This window comes from Occallatibacter sp. (genome assembly GCF_049582745.1).
GTDB lineage: Bacteria > Acidobacteriota > Terriglobia > Terriglobales > Acidobacteriaceae > Telmatobacter.
The window spans coordinates 16038-38771 of the sequence record NZ_JBAUUO010000170.1 but is presented as its reverse complement, the minus strand read 5'-3'; the positions used below and the strand labels follow the sequence as shown (position 1 = coordinate 38771).

General features: G+C 56.7%; 10 protein-coding genes. 5 read left to right on the top strand and 5 right to left on the bottom strand.

The annotated features are described in order from the left end of the window. The first annotated feature begins 401 nt into the window (after positions 1–401). Genes WCA10_RS23865 through WCA10_RS23855 form a run of 3 tightly spaced genes read left to right on the top strand, consistent with a single transcriptional unit; the run spans position 402 to position 5311 of the window. A complete protein-coding gene (locus tag WCA10_RS23865) occupies positions 402–2729 on the top strand; it encodes a glycoside hydrolase family 3 N-terminal domain-containing protein (protein ID WP_472825047.1) in 2328 nt (775 codons plus the stop codon). A 35-nt stretch (positions 2730–2764) separates the two neighbouring features. After that, positions 2765–4129 (top strand): MFS transporter, encoded by a 1365-nt coding sequence (locus WCA10_RS23860; protein WP_472825046.1) that lies wholly within the window; start codon positions 2765–2767, stop codon positions 4127–4129. 39 nt (positions 4130–4168) lie between these two features. Next, positions 4169–5311, top strand: a complete 1143-nt coding sequence (locus tag WCA10_RS23855) for an endo-1,4-beta-xylanase (protein ID WP_472825045.1) — start codon at positions 4169–4171, stop codon at positions 5309–5311. A gap of 254 nt (positions 5312–5565) precedes the next feature. Here the strand turns inward: WCA10_RS23855 and galA are convergent, their stop codons facing one another. Continuing rightward, a complete protein-coding gene (gene galA / locus WCA10_RS23850) occupies positions 5566–8574 on the bottom strand; it encodes a beta-galactosidase GalA (protein WP_472825044.1) in 3009 nt (1002 codons plus the stop codon). Positions 8575–8863: 289 nt separating this feature from the next. Here galA and WCA10_RS23845 point away from each other — a divergent pair, with 289 nt between their 5' ends. Continuing rightward, the gene (locus WCA10_RS23845) at positions 8864–10204 is read left to right on the top strand and encodes a DUF3863 domain-containing protein (RefSeq protein ID WP_472825043.1); all 1341 of its coding nucleotides are present in this window, start codon (positions 8864–8866) and stop codon (positions 10202–10204) included. A gap of 191 nt (positions 10205–10395) precedes the next feature. Further along, positions 10396–12162, top strand: coding sequence for a tetratricopeptide repeat protein (locus WCA10_RS23840; RefSeq protein ID WP_472825042.1), 1767 nt, complete (start codon positions 10396–10398; stop codon positions 12160–12162). 18 nt (positions 12163–12180) lie between these two features. On the opposite strand, the gene WCA10_RS23835 is transcribed toward WCA10_RS23840, so the two are convergent. From WCA10_RS23835 to WCA10_RS23820, 4 genes are all read right to left on the bottom strand, one after another. Further along, entirely contained in the window at positions 12181–13962 is a 1782-nt protein-coding gene (locus tag WCA10_RS23835) for a CRTAC1 family protein (RefSeq protein WP_472825041.1), read from the bottom strand. A gap of 79 nt (positions 13963–14041) precedes the next feature. Beyond that, positions 14042–15823 carry a CRTAC1 family protein gene (locus WCA10_RS23830; RefSeq protein ID WP_472825040.1) on the bottom strand — a complete coding sequence of 594 codons (1782 nt, stop codon included), beginning with the start codon at positions 15821–15823 and terminating at the stop codon, positions 14042–14044. Between the two features lie 35 nt (positions 15824–15858). Next, positions 15859–18405, bottom strand: a complete 2547-nt coding sequence (locus tag WCA10_RS23825) for a tetratricopeptide repeat protein (protein ID WP_472825039.1) — start codon at positions 18403–18405, stop codon at positions 15859–15861. Between the two features lie 17 nt (positions 18406–18422). Continuing rightward, positions 18423–22199: an FG-GAP-like repeat-containing protein gene (locus WCA10_RS23820; protein WP_472825038.1), complete on the bottom strand. Its 3777-nt coding sequence runs from the start codon at positions 22197–22199 to the stop codon at positions 18423–18425. Between the last annotated feature and the right edge of the window lie 535 nt (positions 22200–22734).

The window sequence follows — 22734 nt, the reverse complement described above, 5'->3', positions numbered from 1 at the left end:
AAAATCGATTTTTCTATTGCTCTTTCCACCGTGAGCAACTAGATTTATGGGGGCCGGAGAGCAGCCTTTCACCGCGGGCGGATTCATACCCTCGTTGAACAGCTTGTTTCCGTCCGGAGTCGTGCAGGTGGGCTCTTCTCATCGATTGTGCGCCGTTGTTGCCGACCGCAAGGCGGGATCTTGTCCGGCTGGTTCGAGTGTCTGCGTCAATCCAATTCCCAGCAATGACAATTCCTTCGCAGCTGGTCCGGTACGGCTGCAACCGGAACTGGGAGTTGATTGGTTCTGCAGGGCTCTTTGTTCCTGTTGTCCGTCTCGGAAGCGTGCGCCGGAAGTCAGGCTCTTCCTTTTTACGAATCGCCGTGCATTGTCGCGAGCATGAAACCCAAGGAATGGATCGCATGAAAAAGCAGAAGTCCGCAGTTGCCGTATCCGCCCGCAAAGCTTCTTTCTCCTATAACGACGCCAAGCTTCCCTCCGCGAGGCGAGTGAAGGATCTGATTTCGCGGATGACGTTGGAAGAAAAAGCCGCACAGATGTTGTGTGTATGGCAATCGAAGGCCCAGACGATGTTGAATGCGGAAGGAAACTTCGATTTCGAGAAGGCGAAGAAGTCGTTTCGCAATGGCCGCGGACTTGGACAAGTCGGTCGGCCGAGCGACGCAGGCGGCGGCAAGGACGCTCGCAGCATGGCCGTGCTCACCAATGCCATCCAGAAGTTCTTTCTCGAGAACAGCCGTCTTGGAATCCCGGTAATGTTTCATGAGGAGTGCCTCCACGGCCACGCCGCGCCGGGCGGGACAAGTTTCCCGCAACCCATTGCGCTGGGGGCGACCTTCAACCCCGCGCTGGTGGAGTCGCTGTTCGCGATGACGGCTCTGGAAGCGCGTCTGCGCGGCGCGCATCACGCACTCACACCGGTGGTCGACGTAGCCCGCGAGCCTCGGTGGGGACGCGTCGAAGAGACTTACGGAGAAGATCCTTACCTGGTTTCGCGTTTGGGAATCGCGGCAGTGCGCGGCTTCCAGGGAGAGAAGAACTTCCGCGACAAGCAGCATGTGCTGGCAACGCTCAAGCACTTTGTAGGACACGGACAGCCGGAATCGGGCATGAACTGCGCTCCCTCGAATGTATCGCTGCGGGTTTTGCAGGAGACCTTCCTTTACACGTTTAAGGAAGCTTTGCGCGAAGCGGGAGCCGTGACGCTGATGGCTTCGTATAACGAGATCGATGGTGTCCCATCGCACGCCAACAAGTGGCTGCTGCGGGATCTTCTGCGCAAGGATTGGGGCTTCAAGGGATTTGTGGTGTCGGACTATTACGCGATCTGGGAGCTGGGCTACCGCCCCGATACGCACGGCCACAATGTCGCGAAAGATAAAAAGGAATCGTGCGCGCTTGCAGTTCAGGCTGGCGTCAATATCGAGCTGCCCGATCCGGATTGCTATCTGCACCTGGTGGAGCTGGTCAAGAAAGGCGTGCTGAAGGAGTCGCAGCTCGACGATCTGGTCGCGCCTATGCTTTTCTGGAAATTCGAAATGGGATTGTTCGACGATCCCTATGTCGATCCCGAAGAAGCGGACCGTGCGGTGGGATGCGATGAGCATCGCACACTGGCGCTGACGGCGGCCCATGAAGCCATCACCTTACTCAAGAACGAAAATGGCATAGCACCTCTCGATCTGAACAAGATCGGAACCATCGCGGTGATCGGACCCAACGCGGACCGCGGCCTGCTGGGCGGTTACAGCGGCGTGCCGAAACACAACGTCACGGTGCTGGATGGCATCAAGGCGAAGGCGGGCAAGAAGGTGAAGGTCCTCTACAGCGAAGGATGCAAGATCACGATCGGCGGCTCGTGGAACCAGGATGCAGTGGTGCCCAGCGATCCGGAAGAAGATCGCAAGGCAATTGCAGAAGCGGTGCGCGTGGCGAAGAAGGCCGATGTCATCGTGCTGGCGATCGGCGGAAACGAGCAGACATCCCGCGAGGCATGGGGACTGAATCATATGGGCGATCGCACCAGCCTGGACCTGATTGGACGCCAGGAGGAACTGGTAAAAGCGATGCTCGCGCTGGGTAAGCCGGTGATCGTGTTCCTGTTTAACGGCAGGCCGCTCTCCATCAACTACGTGGCAGAGAATGTCCCCGTGATTTACGAATGCTGGTATCTCGGCCAGGAGACCGGACACGCGGTGGCCGACGTGCTCTTCGGGGATACCAACCCCGGCGGGAAGCTGCCGATCTCAGTGCCTCGCTCGGTGGGCCATCTGCCCGCGTTTTACAACTACAAGCCGTCTGCGCGGCGCGGATATCTCTTCGACGATGTCTCCCCGCTGTATGCGTTCGGCTACGGTCTGAGCTACACCAATTTCACCATCGCAAATCCACGGCTCACAAAAAAGAAGATTCGTACAGATGGATCGACACAGGTTTCCGTCGATGTCACCAATACGGGAAAGCGCACTGGAGCGGAAGTGGTGCAACTCTACATCCGCGATCTGGTGAGCTCGGTGACGCGGCCAATCAAGGAACTGAAAGGCTTCCGCAAGGTGTGGCTCGAGCCGGGCGAGACAACCACGGTCACGCTCGATATCACTCCGGCGCTGCTTTCCTTCTACGACGTGAATATGAAGTACGTCGTGGAACCTGGAGACTTTGCAATCATGGTCGGCAATTCTTCGCGCGATGCCGATCTTCAAACGTTGACCTTACAAGTGACACGGTAGTCCGTCCCGGAACACTGGCGAAAGACGAGGCAGTGATGATCGAGAAACTTTCCTTCGGAGAGAAGTCTGGCTACGCCCTGGGCGACATGGCGGCCAATTTTGTTTTTCAGGCCATGCTGGCGCTGCAACTGGATTTTTACACCCACACCTTCGGCCTCACAGCGGCGCAGGCAGGGACGCTCTTCCTTGTCGTTGGCCTGGGCGTGGCGTGTCTCAATCCAGTCATGGGCGTGATTGCCGATCGTACCAGCACCAAGTGGGGAAAGTTCCGTCCCTGGCTTCTGTGGTCGGCGCTGCCCTTCGGCATCATCGGAGTCCTCACCTTCACCACGCCCAATATCAGCCCCGCCGGAAAGATCATCTATGCCTGGACCACCTACATCCTGCTTAGAGTGATCTACACGATCAACAACGTACCGTATGCCTCGCTTACGGCGGTCATGACGGAAGATCCCGACGAGCGAACCAGCATCGCGTCGTACCGGCAGATCGCGGCTAACTCCGCAGGCTTCATTGTCGCCAGTCTCGCTATCCCGATGGTCAGGTTCTTTGGCCGCGGCGACGACGCGCGCGGATACCAATACACTATGGGTCTGCTGTCGGCGCTGAGCGTTATCTTTTTCATCGTTGCCTTCTTTGCTACCAAAGAGCGCATCCAGCCCGATCCGCAGCAGAAGACCAATCTCGGCCAGGACCTCTCCGACCTTTTCAAAAACCGTCCCTGGGTGGTGTTGTTTCTCGCCACATTGTTTTATTTCACGGCCATCGTCATCCGCGGCAATGTGATGCTGCCTTATTTCCGGTTTGTTGCCCGCAACGTCGACCTCTTCGCATGGTTCAACGGATTCGGCCTCGCCGCACTGCTCGTTGGCGTTGCCTGCTCCACCGCTGTCTCTGTGCGCGTAGGCAAGCGCCAGCTCTTTATTGGCAGCATGTTGATATCGGGCATCTTCAACATGGCGCTGTTTATCATTCCTCCCAGCTCCACTGTGACGATCATTGCGGTGGAAGTGCTACGCCAGTTCGCTTACGGATTGTCGGGCCCCATCATCTGGGCGATGATGGGCGACGTAGCCGACTACGGTGAATGGAAGACGGGTCGTCGCGCCAGTGGCACGGTTACGGCGGCTGTTGTCTTCGCCTTATGGGCAGGTCTCGCTCTCGGCGGTGCGATTGCCGGCTGGCTCTTTTCGTTCTACGGTTTCGTATCTGGAGCAGACGTGCAGTCGGCACATGCACAATCCGGTATTCTCTTGACCGCCAGTATCTACGCTGGACTCGCTTTCTTCGCTGTAGCTGCCTGCCTGTTCTTCTACCCGATTTCGCGCCAGGGCAACCAGAAGATCGCCAACGAGCTGTCTCAACGGCGCAAGGCTTTTGCCCCAAACACAGGCTCGTAGGCCGGCATCGATCCGGCCAAAGTCCGGGAAAGGACGATCATGTCAACAAGAACTCGGAAACAGCTTGGGCTGGCGGCGTTAGCGGCACTCATTGTCACGCTTACCGCGGCAACAACACAGGAGCCCACCTCTCTCAAAGAGGCTTACAAGGGTGCATTTGTGGTTGGAGCGGCCATCAACGCCGCCCAGATCACGGGTCAGGACCGGCGAGGGGACGCGATCATCGGCGAGCAGTTCGATTCGATCTCGCCGGAAAACGTGCTCAAGTGGGAGCGGGTTCATCCTGAGCCAGTCACGTACGCCTTCGATCTTCCCGACCAGTACGTGGCATTCGGCGAGAAGCACCACATGTTCATCGTAGGCCATTGCCTGGTGTGGCATAGCCAGGTTCCGGCCTGGGTCTTTCGCGATGACAAAGGAAACTTCGTCGACCGCGATACCCTGCTTAAGCGGATGCACGATCATATTCAAACTGTTGTCGGCCGCTACAAGGGCCGCATTCAAAGCTGGGACGTTGTGAACGAAGCGCTCAACGAAGACGGGACCCTGCGCCAGTCTCCGTGGCTGAAGATCATCGGCGAAGACTATATCGAGAAGGCCTTTCAGTACGCGCACGAAGCCGATCCTCAGGCACAGCTAACTTATAACGACTACTCGCTGGAAAATGAGGCCAAGCGTAACGGTGCGCTTGCACTGATCAAAAAGCTCAAGGCCGAGGGAGTTCCGGTTACGTCCGTAGGCATACAGGGGCATGACGGTCTGCAATGGCCTTCAGTGGAGAACGAGGATGCTACTATCTCCGCCTTCGCAAAGCTTGGAGTCAAGGTCGTGATCTCGGAACTGGACATCGACGTGCTGCCCCAGGCTACAAAACAGCAAACCGCCGACGTTTCCATGAAGGTGGGACAGGACCCGAAACTTAATCCGTACGCCAATGGGTTGCCGCAATCGGTGCAGGAGGAACTCGCAAAGCGTTATGCCGATTTATTCGGCGTCTATCTCAAGCACCGCGATGTAGTCACCAGGGTAACGCTATGGGGAGTCACGGACGCGGATTCATGGCGGAATGACTGGCCGGTGAAGGGGCGCACCAGCTATCCGCTGCTTTTCGATCGCAGCGGCCAGCCCAAACTTGCCTTCCAGGCAGTCATTCGCGTGGGAGCGAACACTAAAACAGAGTAGTTCTGCGTGCTGCGGGCGATACCGACCTTTGGCGGATGTGCTGCTTACGGCATGGCTGAAGCCATGCCCTTTCAAAGCAACGAGTTTTTCCGCTCCCTGTAAAACCCCTTATTTCATAGCTCCTTTCGGCTCGCGACCCATCAATGGGTTCTCCGAGGCCGTGCCCTTGTTACAAAACTGGCTTTTGAAACAAGCTCTCATCATCGTGGGGTTCAGTTCGTCTCGTTCCGCGAGCAGATCGACACGGCAGTCTCTTAGCGACTTGGATTGAATCGTTCTGACCTTTTCAACACCACGGACATGCTGCTGCCAACGCTGGCGAAATCGGAAATGTCGAAGGAAGGATCGGAACCGTCGGGTGCAGGGCCGATGACGGGGCCGTTGGGATCCGGCTTCTTTGGAACGGGCATGCTCCACGGCAGATTGACGGTGCGCTGGAGTTCAAGCTGTTCTCCCTTGATTTTTCCCTCGAAGACGTTGATGCCGGATTTGAAGGCCACACTATCGCCCTGAACGACGCCGTCAACAACAGGTGCAGGCGCATCGTCGCCTCCAAACCAACCGCCCGGGCCTTCCACGGTGCCGGTGAGTTTTCCGCCGTCCTGCGTGAGGGTGAAGATGCGCGGGGAGCCGAGGAACGAGGGCGCCATGCCTGCACCAGGTGCAGACACGGCGATCCACAGACCGGTGATGCCCGCGCCCTTGGGAATCGGTCGTTGCCAGACAGCGACTTGCGGGCGCAATTCGATCTGTTTGCTTGAAACAGTTGCGGTCGCCGAGGTGAGCCCGGGGGATGTTGCCTCGACGGTGATGTTGCCCGGAGTCTTTGCTGTTTGGACGAGGGCCATGCAGTATCCGGAAAATGCTTTGCGTGCCGCGTCTTTGTCCGAGGTTTGATCGGTGGGGTCCCCATTGCCTGTGCCGATAAGCTTTGCCGGCCCGGTTACCTTGAATCTGACGAGGTTGTCGGTGATGGGTACTGTGCGCCCGCTTGCGTCCTGTACCTCGACGGCAAACATGGCCACGTCTTCACCATCCGCAGACAACGAATCGCGATCGGGCGTGAGCACTAATCTGGCGGCGGAGCCGGTGGTGTCGCGGCGCGCGGTCATGACCTGCCTGGCGTCTTTCCAACCGCGGGCTTCGATGGTGCCGGGAGCATACTCGACGATCCAGGAGACGTGTCCGTCCTTTTTTACATCCTTTGCGCCGAGACTCTTTTCGTTGAGAAACAGCTCCACTTTGTCGAGGTTTGAGTAGGCCCAGACCGCGACCTTTTTGCCCTCGTAACCGGGCCAGTTCCAGTGCGGGAATAGGTGGAGTACGGGCTTCTGGGTCCACCACGACTGGTAGTAGAAGAACGAGTCCTTGGGGAACCCGCACATGTCAAGGATGCCGTATTGCGAGCTGATGTTGGGCCATCCGTTGGGCGAGGGCTCGCCGCGATAATCGAAGCCTGTCCACACGTAACCGCCGCCGAGCCAGGGGCGCGTGTTGCAGAAACTCCACCATCCTTCCGCGGAGGCGCGACCCGAGGTGGTGTACGGATCGTAGGAGCTGACGAAGCCCCTGGATTTGTCGGTGATGTAGATGCCGCGCGTGCAGACCGCGCTGACGGTCTCGGTGCCGAGCACGAATTTCTCTGGATGCGCCTTGTGGAAGGCTTCGGCCGCCGGGTCGGCGTAGTGATAGCCGATGACGTCGCAAACGGCGAGGCCGCCGGTGCCGCTGCCGGCTGCTTCCCCGTTGATCATGCCGTCAATGGTGGTTGGGCGCGAACCGTCGTGGCGAGTGGCCGTCTGCTGCATGGCGGTGACGATGTTGGCGCCTTTGGCGTTGGTGGCCGTGGGTTCCTCGTTGCCTAAGGACCACGTGAAGACGCTGGGATGATTGCGGTCGCGGCGGACGAGGTCGGCGAACTGGCTCAGACCCTCCGGATTGGAGGACATCATGCGTGTCTCGTCCATCACAAGCATGCCTAATTGATCGCAGGCATCGAGCAGTTCAGGCGTTGGTGGGTTGTGGGAGGTGCGCAGCGAGTTGCATCCCATCTCCTGCAGCTTGCGGACGCGGTAGTACTGCACTGCGTCAGGCAACGCGACCCCGATTCCAGCATGGTCCTGGTGATTGCACGTGCCCTTCAGTTTGACGGGCGCGCCATTGAGGAGAAATCCCTGCTCGGCATCGAACTTCACGGAACGAATACCGAATGGAGTCTCATAGCGATCGACGGCCTTGCCGTCAACCTGAACTTCCGTCAGAAGCTTGTAAAGGTTGCGCTCTTCGAGCGACCACAACGCAGGGCGGCTGACCGCGATGTTCTGGGAGAAGTCGTGTTGATCGCGGGCTCCGATTGCGGCGGAGGCCGAAACATCTTTTGCGACGGGTGAGCCTGAAGGATCCACGATCGTGGAGATCACGCGCACATTGCTCGACGCGTTGCCGTGATTCTCAACCTCACTGAGGATGGAGAGCTTTGCGCTACTGTTGCGAATCTCTGAGCGGACCAGGGTGCCCCATTGTTTGATGTGCACAGGGTGCGTCTTCACAAGCCACACGTGTCGATAGATGCCCGCGCCCTCATAAAACCACCCATCACTTCCGGTGGCGTCGACCCGCACCAGGAGCACGTTCGGCTGGCCGGGATTGGCGAAGTCTGAGACATCAAAGCCGAAAGAATCGTAGCCACCGGTGTGCCGGCCGATGTAGAAGCCGTTGAACACCACCGTCGTCTCGCGGTATGCGCCGTCAAACTCGATCGTGATGCGCTTGCCGGCATCTTCGGCGGGCAGCTCGAAGACTCGCCTATACCAGCCAACACTGTTTTCGGGATACTTGCGGCCGAGAGGATAGAAGCCCTTGCTCTGCAGATCGGGATCATTCTTGAAGGGCAGCTCGACCGTCCAGTCATGGGGCAGATCGATGCGGAGCCAGTCCTCGTCAACAAAGGAAGTGGAACCGGCCGGCATAAAGCTTCCGGTTTTCTGAAAGTTTCCGGCGGACGCGCTGCCGTAGCCGAAGTCTTTAGCGGGATCGTCGGCATTTCCGAAGTGAAAGCTCCACCCGAAGTCGAGCAGGCGGCGTTCGCGGCCAGCGCCGGGCGTGGCAGAGGCGAGACTGGCCGGCGCACTAAGCGGACCGGAAACTTCGCTTGCGGCGGCATGAACGGCGGGATCGATGGTGCCAAGTGCGTGGGCCGTGGCAGCGACGGCAGGCGCGAGCAGGCTGGTCTTCAGAACATCGCGGCGTGAAAAGGTTTTCATTATGCCTCCAATTGGGTGTGCTACAGGCTCGGATCTGCCCAAGTTTTTTGTACGTTGACGTTATACACCCGGAGTGGCGGAGGTCGTGCGCAATCGGGGCGTTCTCTTTATTCGCCACTGGTCGGCCAAACATTGATGAGTCACCGGAGGGTTGACGTTGTCCTCGTCACGATCATGCTCATGTTCGCGGTGTATAAGGGACCATGATGCGAGCCCAGACGATGGCGTTAGGGGCGAGGCAGGATGGGAACTAAAGACAATGAGCCACTCCTGGACGAGGCGAAAATTCATGAACCGCGCAGCAGGGGCGGCGGCCACCGTGGCGCTTGCGCCGCTGAGCAAAAACGCGCTGGCGGGCGGAACAGTGAGGCCGGCGCTCCAAGGTCGATTCCTGACACATGTCTCCGTGGTGCGCGTAAATCAGATTGAGGTCACTCCCAGCCGCGCGATCGGCGAAGACGAGGCCGCGGACAATAGCCCCGACCAGATCCGCTCGCGGCGCGAAGCGTTTCTGCGCGGTAGTCCCCATGGCAAAATGACCTGGGCGATCAGCTGGCTGGCACTCAACGACACTCGCAAGGAATACAAAGATGCGCGCCGCCTGCTTGCCTCCTATCACGAGCGATATGGCGATGAAATCACCTTCATTCCTGGCGGCTACTTCGCACCCATGTTCGACACCCGGGAAAACATCCGGGCGACCATTCACAAGTCGCTTCAACTGATCTCAGAGATGGTCGGGAACCGATATCGTCCGGAGTGCCTCGTCGCCGGCTTTATGGACGCTGACAACCAGCGTTTCCTCGCCACCGAAGAGGGCATTCATGTCTGCCAGGGCCAGATCTGGAGCCAGCACGGCATTGACAACGGCGATGGCGACGGCGGCATCTGCTATCCCTACTATCCCAGCCGCGAGCACTATCTGAAGCCGGCTCAAGGCCCAGGGGACTTCATCGACTGTGTATGCCTCGACGGCTGGACATGCGATTTTCTTGCGGCGCGTCGTAACGGCTTCGAGGGCGGATTTAACAGCCGCATGGGCGTGGGTCCGATCGAGACAGTTGGAAACCTGGGTGAGCAAAACGGTCGCAACGAGATGATGGCTACTACCGCCATGCACTTTGATCAGGGTTACGCTCTGAATGGATTCGGTTGGGTCACTGGAATCTGGGAAGTATCGATCCACCACGACAAAGACCTCGCGTGGTGGCTGCAGGCGGTCAGCAGCCGATGGCCGGACACACAAGTGCTCAGCGAAGGAGCGTTCGGCATGGAGTGGCGCAAACATACGCCCAGCAACGCGTCGCTCAACTATCGTTTCGATGCCAAAGGAACCGGTGCGCCCGGCTCAGAAAAGGAATTGGAAATTCGGTGGTTCATGAACCGGGAGTTTCGGCTGGCGTTGCTCCGCGACTGGAAAACGGAGAGTCCCGAGATGGTGATCGACTTCACCCGGTACGACATGCCCGCGCAAGAACCGCAGCGACTTCAGCGCGAATGGAGCCTGATGAACGTGCTGAACCAGAAGGGAACACGTTCCCAGGACAAGCCAATGCGGTTGGGCCAACTGCCTCCGGACTGTCAGCGGCTCATTTATAAACGGTATCCGGATTTGAAGAAGCTGAATTGAGTTTTGGCTATCAAATGAGTGGCATGCTCTCCACACGGCTGAATTGGAGCAGAATCACGGCGTGGCAGATTGTTGCTTCTCCGCCATTGCGATGAGCTTTTTGGGGCCTTTGGCTGCATGGCGTTCGTGCGCAACCCCGGCATCGCCGGCCAAACGGGCTGAAGTTTAATATGTAAGCTGTCTGGCCGACTATGGTTCTCAAGGTTGCAACCACTATCGATCAACATCACTCCGTAAGAGAATCTGCTGCGGCTGTGGATTCACCGGGGGCAAACTTTCCATTGGGAATCGTTTGTCAGAGGATTCTTATTTGCGCTGCGCTTTTTTTAGGGATGGAGTGCGGCGCATTCAATCCAAATGCTTCAGCGCAAACCGACTTATCCAATGTTTCAACAAACGCGACTGTTCACGGCAGGGTGGTGAATTCAGCGGGTAATCTGGTTGCCGGCGCAACCGTTTATCTTCAGCAGGATGGCGCTTCGCGGGCTGAAGCCGTTGTAGACGCAAGAGGCGAATACAGATTCTCCGGGCTTGCGACGGGTACCTATGTCCTGATTGCCGAGAAGGCGGGTGTCCGCAGCCGTGTCGCAACACTGAAAATCTCATCGCTCCACGATCAGCTCCATGTGGATCTCCGACTCGAGGGCCCGGCGGCGACCGGCGGCAAATCGGACTCCGAATCGGCAGCCCGAGTGAAGGCCATGGAATTCGCAGATAATCCGAACTTCGCAGTTGCCGGTGTCACGGATTGGACTGCTGCCGGCGGACATGGGTCAGACACCAGTCTGCGCACAAGCGAGGCGCTCACACGAGAGACCCTCACGCTCAAGCCCGGTTCTGCCGGCCCGGGCGCGGCAGCCACACCCGCTGAGGCAGGTATCGCCAGAGTTGCAGAAGAAAGGCTTCGCACAGCGCTCAGGAGCGCGCCCGGGGATTTTGAAGCGAACCATCGGTTGGGAGAGTTCTATCTGCGTCAGGGCAGATATCCCGAGTCCGCTACGTTGTTGAAGACCGCGTACGAGATCAAGCCCGGCGACTTTGATAATGAATACGATCTGGCGCAAGCCTGCGAGAAGGTCGGCGACCTGTCGCAGGCGCGTGATCATGTGCAGAATCTGCTGGCAAATCACGACGGAGCGGACCTGCACCGTCTCGCCGGCTCAATCGATGAAAAACTCGGCGACCCTTTGACCGCGGTTCACGAATACGAACAGGCGGTACGCATGGATCCCAGCGAACAGAACTACTTCGAATGGGGCTCCGAGCTGCTTTATCACCGGGCAGTATGGCAGGCGCAGGCGGTTTTCGAGCAAGGGGTGAAGACCTACCCGAAATCCGTCAGGATGCTCACCGCTCTGGGTGCAGCTATGTTCGCGGGTGCACTCTACGACGAGGCAGCACATCGTCTCTGCGAAGCTTCGGATCTCAATCCGGCAGACCCTGAGCCCTACACGTTCATGGGCAAGATCGAGATTGCCGCTCCCAACCCCCTGGCGTGTGTGAGCCAGAAGCTGGAGCGGTTTGTTCGACTGCAACCGGATAATGCGCTCGCAAATTATTTTTTTGCGATGGCTCTTTGGAAAGAGAACGGCACGTCGACGGACCAGCCGACAATGCAGCAGGTGGAGACCATGCTGACCAAGGCAATCACTATCGACCCGAAATGCGCCGATGCCTACCTGCAGCTTGGCAATCTCGAAGTTTCGCGGCACGAATATCAAAAGGCGATCGGCTTCTACTCCAAGGCCATCGAGGTCAATCCGCAGTTGAGCGAAGCCCATTATCGCCTCGGAATCGCCTATGAACATGTCGGCGAAAAGGAAAAGGCCAAGTTCGAGTTTCAGAAGCATGAAGAAATTGAAAGACAAACGGCGGCTGAAATTCAACGACAGCGCAAAGACGTCAAGCAATTCGTCATCGCTCTTCCCGCCGGCCCTCCGTCTCCGCATGCCAACTGACGCGCATGGATTGCTTCTCTAGCTCGTATGCGGTTTCATCGTCGATACGATGCCGTCGCCCTCGCGAATCGTGATGATCTGGTTGGCTTTTACCTGTGTAAACTTCTCAAGCTTCTGCGTCGTAGGCCACTTGACCTCAATCAGGTCCACCGTGTCCACGGTCCCGAGTCCGAAATGAAGGCGGAGATCGTTTTGCGACATGACACTGGCGCCGCTACTTACTTCATTCATCTGGATATGTTTTCCAGTCACCACGCGGACGCGCGCGCCGATCGCGGTTCGATTGCACTTCGTGCCCACCAGCTTGATCTTGATCCAGTTCTGCTTGTTGCCCCCGACGTTTTTGAGCAGAGAGGGCAACTCATTCATGTTCAGGATCAACACATCCATGCCGCCGTCGTTATCGAAGTCGCCGAATGCCGCGCCTCTGCTGGAATATTTTGCGGTTATGCCGGATCCCATCGTTGCCGAAACATCTTTGAAGTGCCCGTTGCCAAGATTCTTGTAAACCAGCCTGGGATTCCTGAACGTCTCGCCAAAGTTATAGTGGTCGATCTCGGGGTATACATGCCCGTTCACTTGAACAATGTCGGACCAGCCATCGTTGTCGTAATCAATAAAGCCGCAACCCCATGCCACGTAGCTGTTATTGATGCCGACGCCGGAATCGAATGACAGGTCGGTGAAGGTGCCGTCGCCGTTGTTGTGGTACAAGTTGCACGTATCGTCGGCGAAGTTCGTTTTGAAGATGTCGAGCCAGCCATCGCAATCGTAGTCTGCAACCCCGAGCCCCATTCCAGCCTGCTCATGGCCGTCATCGTTATACGCGCAACCCGCCATCACCGCGACATCGGTGAACGTGCCGTCGTGGTTGTTTTTGAACAAAATGCTTGGCTCGGAATCGACCGCTACATAAATATCAGGCCATCCATCATTGTCAAAGTCGTAAGAGACCGAGGATATGGAATACCGCAGCCCCGGCTTCAGGATCCCAGCCTTCTCCGATACATCCGCAAAAGTGCCGTCTCCATTGTTGTGGTACAGGATGTTTGTATCGCCGGGAAGTCCGCGAGGGCCGCACATGGTAGGCACACCCTTCCACTGGCAGAAACTCGCTTGATCGACGGTCAACGGCTTATCGGGGTCAAGCTTGACGAAGTGACAGACGAAAAGGTCGAGATGGCCGTCGCGGTCGTAATCGAAAAACGTACAACCTGTGCCCCACCGTCCGTGCTCCTGGTAGAGACCAGCCTTGTGTGTCACATCGGTAAAGGTCCCGTTGCCGTTGTTATGGAAGAGAATGTTGTGACCCCAGAACGTGCAGAACAGGTCATCCCAGCCATCGTTGTCGTAGTCGCCCACGCACACGCCGGTCTGCCACCCCGATCGTGCAAGTCCGGACTTTTCCGTCACGTCTGTAAAAGTGCCGTCGCGATTGTTTTTGAAAAGATGTGTTGTGGGTTCTTTCCCCGGAGCCCAGTGCGCGTCGAGGCGGTTTCCATTGGTCAGATAAATGTCGAGCCATCCGTCATTGTCATAATCAAAGAAGGCGATGCCGCTGCCTTTCGTCTCGATGATGATTCGCTTGTGGTCGACGCCTCCCCAGACATTCGGGATGTTCAGGCCGGCCCTCTCCGCAACGTCGATAAATTGAACCGGAGACTCTGGAGCAGTTGCCACCGTCGCTTCAAGCCGGTATCTTCCATTCCACGCCCAGAGGGGAGTGGTAAGCCGGTCGAGCAAAGAACTGCCGAGCACGAAAAGGGAAGTCCCGAGAAAGCTGCGCCGCGGAGTGATCATAGAATGCGTTGATTATAGGTTACCCATATCTGTCTCATGAATCGACCAGGGACGAGTGGAGCGATTTGTCGCTCTCTCCTCATTTGCGAGGGACCCTGGGAAAAGGATGCGGCACAATCCCAACACCTTCTTTCACGGCGATGATCCGATCGATGGGTACATTCGTCAGCTTGTCCACCTGCCCACTCGGCCACGTGATGACGAATGATTCAATTTTCGTTCGCTTGCCAAGCCCAAAATGTATGCGAGGGTCGCTGGCAGACATGTAGCTCGTTCCGCCCTTGGATTGCTCCACGTGAACGAGCCCTTCCGAAGTCAGTTTCAGCACGGAACCAATTCCGTCGCGATTGGATTTTGTGCCGATCAGGAGAACTTCGAGCCAGTGGTTGGCATTGCCGCCATCGTTGCGCAGCAGTTCAGGGAAATCGCCCCTGCAAACCACCGCGAGGCCGACCGCACCAGTGTTGAAGAAGTCGGCTGTCGCCAGGCCGCGACCCGCCACCGGGCGGTTGAAGTCAGGACCAAGCGGGTCTGAAATCTTCTCGTAGTGGCCTCCGCCCATGTTATGGAACATGAGCAGCGGCTCTTTATAGGAGACCTCGCTGTGGTAGAGCTTTACATTGTCAACCATGGCCCCGTTCGCCTGCACAATATCAGGCCAACCGTCATTGTCGTAGTCGATGAACTTCGCGGCAACACCGCTCAGCATGATTGCCTTATTGCCGATGCCTGAACTGTAGGTGACATCGGTAAATGTACCGTCCCCGTTGTTGTGATAGAGGCGGCTCAACTCAAAATCCAGATGCGTGATGTAGACGTCGAGAAACCCGTCCCCGTCCACATCGGCGGCATCGATACCCATTCCCGCTTCGTAGCGACCATCCTCGCTCGCCGCCAGTCCCGAGATCAGCGATTCGTCTGAAAAAGTTCCGTCGTGCTTATTTTCGAAGAAAAAGTTGGGCCAGGTGTCATTCGCAATCGCAATGTCGGGCCAGCCATCGTTGTTAAAGTCACCCGCGACCACGCCCATACCCTTCGACTCAGCCATGCCAATTCCCGACTTCCCGCTCACATCAGTGAACGTGCCATCGTGATTGTTGTGGTAGAGCTTTGTCTTCTGTCCATGATAGTTATTGGGACTGCAGTAAGAGCGATAGCCCGGGGTGCGCTCGCCACACCATTCATTACTCTGCGGCGACCAATCAAGATAGTTAGTCACCACGAGGTCAAGCCATCCATCTTTATCGAAGTCGACCCATGCCGCGCTCGTCGACCACTTGCTCTCATCCGCCACTCCGGCTTTCGCAGTCACATCGGTAAAGGTCCCATTGCCGTTGTTGCGATACAGAATTGCGCGCCCATAGCCAGTGACAAACAGATCGGGATACCCGTCATTATCGAAATCGCCAACCGCGACGCCCTGTCCATAGTGACCCACGCCGCCCACGCCAGCCTTCTCTGTCACGTCGGTAAATGTACCGTCGCCATTGTTGTGATAGAGAGCCGAGCGCAGGGGCCTCGCGGGCTTGTAGGCATCAGTCGCGCCAGTCTGGACGAAGTACAGATCCATCAGCCCATCCTGGTCGTAGTCGATCCACGCCACTCCGGTGCCCATGGTTTCGAGGTAGTACTTTTCATCCGTTTCTGTAGAATCCTGCACGAAAGTGATGCCCGCCGCCTGGCGAATGTCGGTGAAGCGAACGCCGATTGGAGCAGCTTGCACGTTCGCCCGTTGCTGCGCGCCTGTCTTCACAATGCCGGTCAGGCCCGTCATGGCGAAGAGCAAAACAGGAACGCAGCCAACGAGCAACGTAAAAGCAGGTGATCCATCGCGCAGGCCTCGCGATCCAACCGGTCGCACTGTTTTTTCAACGCGGGGAAAGTGCCAAATGGATCTCATAGTGTTCTGTCTGCAAGCGACAACGCCAACTGTAGAAACTGTGCCTTGTCAGCCAACGCCGTGGGCCCACTCTCTGCCGCGTTCGCCGGTGCGGCCTGGTCCAGTACCTGCGCAATCCTGTCGATGTCCAGGCTCGCATTTGCGCTGCTGTTTTTGAAGCGATCCAGCACGCCCCTGGCCTTCGCGACCTGTCCCGTTTCAAAGTAGAACACGCCAAGAGTCGAATAACCTCCCGCCCACTCGGGCAGCAGATCGACGGCGCGTTCGAGATTTGCCGCGGCCTCATTGAGATTTCCCTGCATGGCCGCGATAAGCCCCAGCCCCCAAAAGAGCTTGCCCGACCCAGGAATGCGGGCCTGGCCCTGCAGCAGGATCCGCCTCCCCTCCGCAATGTTTCCATTGCGCAAATCCAGTAGCGCAAGGGAAAGATAGGCTTGGTCATTGTCGGGGTTGCGGACGATTTCATCCTGGAATATCTTGCGCGCCGGTTCTGCGTTTCCGATGTGCGCGTAAATGTCGCCTAGCAAAGCCATATACGCATCGTCTTTTTGCTCATCGGGCGAAACCTGTTGCGCAATGTCGAGTGCCTGCGAATACTCGCGCTTTCGAAAATATGCGTTGGCCAAATCGAATTTCACATCATCTGAGTTTGGATTCGTTTGCAGTGCCTGCTGAAAGTGCTGAATCGCGTCATCATACAGGTGAAAGCGAGCGAGCAGGACGCCCATTCCGGTCAGCGTGCGAAAGTCTCCACCGGCGAGCTGGTCGAGCTGTGCAATCGTGCTCTTCGCGTTTTCCACGTCTCCGGCTTTCAGATACGCCTCGGCCAACAGATACAGATTCTCAGGTTGATCCGGATGTTTCTTCACTTCATTGGTCAACTCAGTCAGGTCCAGCCGCCTACGCGCGCCGGGGGTAAGGTTGGAGCGATTGTTGAGATAGTCAAACAGGTTCTCAAAAGGAAGGGGACCAGTCGAGGCATTTTTTGACAGAGTCTTGAACGAATTCAAATCCCGATCCGCGGCCGCAGTCTCGTGCCGGCTGCGCTCAACCATCGCCAGCTTGTAGTAGCCGTTGGCCGGGTCGCGGCTTACGCGGACGTATCGCCTCAGCAGTTCCTCGGCCTCAGGGAGTTTTTTCGCGGCCATTCGGAGATTAGCGAGTTCGAGCAGCGCGTCAGGAAAATCGGGATTGAAGCGAAGCGCCTGCTGAAAATAATTCTCCGCGCTGGCTGCATTTCCCTGGCGCTCGGCTATGAATCCCAGATTGAAGAGACACGATGTATTGTGAGGGTCAAGCTTGATCCCTTCCTCAAAGTATTGTTTCGCCTCGTCGAACCTTCCGAGGTTCCTGTAGGAAAGCCCTAAAAACGAATAGGACCGCGCGGAATTCTCAATCTTCACCAGCTTCGTAAATTGGTCAACCGCCTTGTCAACCTTGCCCGCCATGAAATAGCTCTCGCCGAGTGCCGCAATCAGGTCAGCCCGTCGAGGAGCAATCTGAATTCCCGACTCCAATAACGGGATCGCGTCTTCAAAATAATTCTGCGACATGCTGATCCGCGCCATCAGGAAGATGACATCGACATTCTCGGGCGCCAGCTTGTGCGCGCTCAGCAGGAGATCCAGCGCGTCCAGGGGACGACCCTCATTCGTGTACGCTTGCGCGAGCAGGTACATCGCATCAACCGACTCAGGCCTGAGCCTCAGCGCGCGGTTCAAAGCAAGCTCCGACTTTGGATTCTGCCCATCGCGAAGGTAGACCTGTCCGAGGTTGTAGATAATCTCAAACGTCTCCGGTTGAAGGGCATCGGCTTTCTCCAACTCAAGCTGGGCAGCTTTGTACTGTTTCTCTGAAGCAAGCAACACGCCAAGAGAAAAATGCACCTGCACATCGTTCTTGCCTTGCGTCGATACGTCCGTTGCGACGCGAAGCGCATCTGCATCTCGCTTGTTTTCGAAGTACGCGCGAATCAGGTTGAAACGTGCGGCAAGATTCTGCGTTGACACCTTCTGAAAGTGAGGTATGGCCTCGGCCGCTTTGCCCTCCATCATGAGCAGAACTCCGAGGTCGTAGTTGCCGTCCTGGTTCTCCGGATCCAGATGCAACCCCATGCGGAATGCCTTCTCCGCCGAAGCAAGATTCTTGATCGCCACGTAGGCATTGCCGATGTTGTTGTACGTCTTCACGGAATTGGGAGCAATCCGGAGGGCCTTCTTGAAAGCTTCCAGTGCGCCCTCATAATCCTGCTGATTCGTCTCGATGATGCCCAGCAGGTTATAGCCCTCAACGCTGGAGGGATGGTGTTGCAGCGCTTCCAGTGTTGCCGTCTTTGCTTCCGCAATCCTGCCCTGCTGCGCCAGCATCGCGGCTTCAGCGAAGTCGTCAGAATGTTTGGTTGGGGCCTGCTGCGCCAAGCCGACAACGCAGGCATTGAACGCAAGAGCCAGAACAAAGAAAGAAACAAATCTGAAATCTGACCCGGTAACGACGCCGGTTCGCACAGACGCGGCGACGTTCGCCGTTTTGAAAAAAAACTGCATTGTCCGTTTCCAGACGGTCATTTTAGCGTTTCCAACGCTTGCTTCGCAGTTGAGTTCTGCGGCTGCACGCGCAGCAGAGCGAGCAGCACATCTCTTGCCTGCTCCTTCTCGTTGCGCATCGTATAAAGTCGCGCGAGATTCAAATAGGACTGATCAAAATTCGGCGCCACGCGGATTCCAGTCTTGAATTGGTCTTCTGCCTCTGCGTACTTCTCGGTGTGCACAAAGAGTACGCCGAGATTATTCAGCGCTTCAGGATAAACAGGGCGGAGTTCAAGCGCCCTGCGCAGAGATTCGGTTGCGTGCGGCACGTCGCCTTGTTGCGCATAAAGCATTCCCATGCTGTAATTTGTTTCCGGGTCATCTGGCTGCAGTTGAAGTGCGCGGCCTAAACACTCCTGCGCCTTCTTAAACGACCGCTGACGGCGGTAGACATTTCCGAGATTCAGCAAGGCAATTGCATATCCCGGCCGAAGTTGAAGCGATTTCTCAAAATCTTGAATCGCTTCGTCAATTTGTCCCTGTTGGGCTGCAATCATGCCGAGATTGTTCCACGCCTCGGGATAACCCGGCCGCAACTCGATCGTCTTCTCAAGATACTGGCGGGCCTGCTGGAAATCGTTCTTTCTCAGATTCAGCGTGCCGAGGTTGTAGTAGGCATCGGCGTTGTCTGGTTTTGTCAGCAAGACCTGCCGAAACGACTCTGCCGCCTGCTCAAGAAAACCGTGTTGATACATGGCCACACCATAGGTAAAGTCGTTGCGCTGAAAAGCATCTTGCGCGAGAAGTCCTTTGAAAGGGAGCGCCTTTTCCATGCGGCCGGCCGGAGTGGTAGGCACGGAATTCAAATCTGCCCTTAAGTGTTCGAGGTTCATCGGCCCTTGAAAAACCTTCACAATCATGCCTTCTCGATCCAGCAGGAATGCAATTGGAATCGGCAGGTCTCTGCGCCGGTCGAAGAGATGGCGGTAAATGATGTTATAAACACCTGCAACTTCATCGCCAGCAAATAGTGCAGGAAACGAGAATTGCCCCTGTGATGCAAAAGCGCGCGCCTTTTCCACCTCGATCGCACTGTCAACGTTTACCGCCAGGATCGAAATCCGCTCCGCACCTGACGCGGTCGGATACTCATGGAGCCGCTTCAGCTGTTCGAGGCTAGCGGGCGCCGTTGTCGCCCAGAAGACCAGCAATACAAATCCACCCTGGAGGGAATTGAGATCGAGCGCCCCCCCAGCGAGATCTGGCAACGAAAAACCAGGAGCTTTCAGCGGTTCAATGAGCCAAGTCTCCACTTGCGAAGGCAACGACTCCGGCTGAGGCGCTTCGCCGGCGCGCGCATAGCCTGGCGGCGCCTTGCCGAAGGGCGTTGCCTTGAACGTGCTACGACCCTCACCGAGTTCGATGCGATGGTTGATCGGCAACTTCTCAAATTGTTGAGACATCCCATTGGGCCAGCGAATCGTCGCACGAACCGTCCCCTCCGGACTGCCGAGGCCGAAGAAAAGCTCCTTCGAGTGCTGCGACAGAAATCCCGATCCTGCCTGCAGGTATTTGGTCTGGCGCAGATTTCCGGTCTCAACTGTCACCGCCGCACCGATGGCATCGCGGTTACTCTCATACCCTCTCAGCCGGAACGAGATCGAATCGCCGATCTCTGTCATCGCATTGTGAAGCACCCGCACTTGTGGAGCGTTGCGATTCTTGAGAATGACTTCCAGCCTTCCGTCGTGATCAAGGTCCGCAAGTGCGAAAGCACGGCTGTCTTCAAGGAAATCCAAGCCAACTGCGCCGGAAACCTCGGTGAATGTGCCATCGCGATTGTTTGCGAACATCACGTTGCGCGCATAACCGTGCCACGTATTGTCAGATCTAACCAACTCATTAATCGCTTGCCATCCGCGCTCGTAGGCTGGTGCCGGCGTCGAGTTCTCAGAGGATTTAGCGACCACCTGCCGCCAGAAGAAACTGGCAAGATCGGCCCGTTGAGTTCCTGAAAGATACCCGTTCGCAACATAGAGGTCGGCATAGCCATCATGGTCGAGGTCCCAGGAATTAGAAGACCATGACCATCGCCCCATTTCAACCGCAGCCTGCCTTCCCACGTTCTCAAATGTCCCGTCGCCGCGGTTGCGATAGAGGGCATTGCCGCGCGCATGCCGCTGATAGAGTTCACGAATGCGTTCCGGCGCGTTTTCGTGAAACTGCTTCTGTTCTGAAACCCGTTGCCCGGCGGCCTCCCACATGCTGGGCACGTAAATGTCTTGCCGGCCGTCGTTGTCAAAATCGGCCCAGCAGCAACTCATGCCTGCGCCGACGCCTTCAACGTTTGCCTGTGCCGACACAACGGTGAACGTTCCGTCGCCGTCATTGCGATAGAGTTGCGAGCTTCCAAAGTCATTGGCAACAAACAGGTCCTGGAGTCCGTTGGAATTGGAATCACCCCAGGCACAGGCAAAACTATAGCGGTCGTTGTCTGCGTTCAATCCGGCGGCTCCCGTGGACTCTACGAAATTCCCATTGCCTTCGTTGTGGAAGAGGCAGTTCGGCGGACCGTTGCGCGCGTCGTAGTAGGGAATCGGATAGTGATATTGATCGAGGCCCAGGTAATACATGTACATGCAGAAATAAATATCCAATCGTCCATCGCGGTCATAGTCCGCAACGGCTGCATGCGTAAAGGTTCCCTGCGGCTGCCGCGCAAATTTGAACGCATCGCGCTTCAATATAAAAGCGCCGTCGCCCTGATTGATAAACAGGAGTGGCCCCGTCCCGCAAACCACAAGAAGATCCTGCCGGCCATTGTTATCGAAATCAGCAAAGATCGCGCAAGCCGTGTTGTCTAGTACACCCACACCAGCCTTTTGCGTGACGTCTTCAAAGGTGCCGTCGCCGCGGTTTCGGTAGAGGCGGTTTGGCAGTCCAGCAGGTTGGCAAACGTAAAAATCGTCGAAGCCATCGTTATCGAAATCTCCGGCTGCCACGCCATTATTGCCATAAACGTCAACGCCGATCGCTCCATCCAGAACTGTGCGCCAGTAATCGGCTCCATGCACCAAATGTTTCGCGTAGGACTCCGTCTGGCCGATCGCCTGAGTCGTCACGTCAATGAACGCGAGTCCGTGGACCACGCTCAGTGTCTCTTCAGCGGCCTCCCATCGCACTGCCTTCCATGGCTCGGATGCTTCGCGCGACCAAACCATGTGCCACGATCCCACTCGCTCCTCGCGGCTGTCATTGCTCCGCCGCGCAACAAGATCGTAGCGAACGTCGATGTGAACCGTGAGTGGCGCATGTACGGTCTCTTCGATCCCGAAAATCTCAAACTCCACAGTGTCCAAGTGCTCAAGGGGTTCAAGCCAGACATCGATCTCCTTCAGCAATCGCTCGCGTCCAGTCACCGGTGTAGACGCAAACTCTCTTCTGACCACGTCAATGCCGAAGGAAGACCGCACTCTCGTTGCTTTGACGTCGGAAAACGGTGTTGCTTGAATGGCATCATCAGCGAACCTGGCCAGCGCGGAATGGTCACGCGTCGAGTTCTTCAGGCCGTTGCTCCATTGCTTCATCACGGATTCAATTTCAAACGCATACTTCTCTGTGGCGAATTGATCGGATCCTGGCACAACGAGTTTGAGCACATCTGCAAGCGGAGATTGAGCTGGATAATGCGGCAACAAGCGAATGTCTGCAAACGGAAATGCCGCCTGCGAATTCGTCGGATTCTCTGGCGCGGCAAATAGGCGTGATCCGAACAAAGGCGCAGGGCGGAGTAGTAAAGGCACGAACCCCATATTTTTGAGAAGTTCCCGGCGAGAAATGCGCGGGTTAACGTTGTGGGGGTTTGACTTCATTCCGCGGTAGGTAGAGCGCACAATATGACGGGATAATAGCACCACGGTCGGGACTCGTCGGGATCGCTCCTGCGCTCTCGTTTTACTCCGTAAGAGCCGGTCGCGGAACTCACTGAGCGGTTTTCCACAGGAACGAAGGTGAAGGCGCTCTCGATGTGCGTGTCTCGTCCAAATCCAATGGTGTTACAGGTCTCCGGCTCAAGATGAGCAACCTTTTAACTGCATCTCTATTCGTAGCATAAACATATCATTATAAAATACTTATGGGAAGTATTCGGCAGTTGCAATGCGTAATATCCGGATTTTGGCCAATCGGTCAACCATTTGGCGAAGAGGAATCTACAACTTTTGGTTGACAAAGTTTGTACGAATATCCTACGCTTCCTCGCACGCCAATGAAACCGTTTACAAAACGGATGAAAACGGGCAGTTTCGACCCCCAGCAATCGACACGCAGAAGCTGAGAACGGGAAGA

Excerpts from the sequence above, each read along its gene's own strand:
- WCA10_RS23825 (WP_472825039.1), bottom strand. The coding sequence starts at position 18,405 with ATGCAGTTTTTTTTCAAAACGGCGAACGTCGCCGCGTCTGTGCGAACC.
- WCA10_RS23845 (WP_472825043.1), top strand. The coding sequence starts at position 8,864 with ATGAACCGCGCAGCAGGGGCGGCGGCCACCGTGGCGCTTGCGCCGCTG.
- WCA10_RS23860 (WP_472825046.1), top strand. The coding sequence starts at position 2,765 with ATGATCGAGAAACTTTCCTTCGGAGAGAAGTCTGGCTACGCCCTGGGC.
- WCA10_RS23820 (WP_472825038.1), bottom strand. The coding sequence starts at position 22,199 with ATGGGGTTCGTGCCTTTACTACTCCGCCCTGCGCCTTTGTTCGGATCA.
- WCA10_RS23865 (WP_472825047.1), top strand. The coding sequence starts at position 402 with ATGAAAAAGCAGAAGTCCGCAGTTGCCGTATCCGCCCGCAAAGCTTCT.
- WCA10_RS23855 (WP_472825045.1), top strand. The coding sequence starts at position 4,169 with ATGTCAACAAGAACTCGGAAACAGCTTGGGCTGGCGGCGTTAGCGGCA.
- WCA10_RS23835 (WP_472825041.1), bottom strand. The coding sequence starts at position 13,962 with ATGATCACTCCGCGGCGCAGCTTTCTCGGGACTTCCCTTTTCGTGCTC.
- WCA10_RS23840 (WP_472825042.1), top strand. The coding sequence starts at position 10,396 with ATGGTTCTCAAGGTTGCAACCACTATCGATCAACATCACTCCGTAAGA.
- galA (WP_472825044.1), bottom strand. The coding sequence starts at position 8,574 with ATGAAAACCTTTTCACGCCGCGATGTTCTGAAGACCAGCCTGCTCGCG.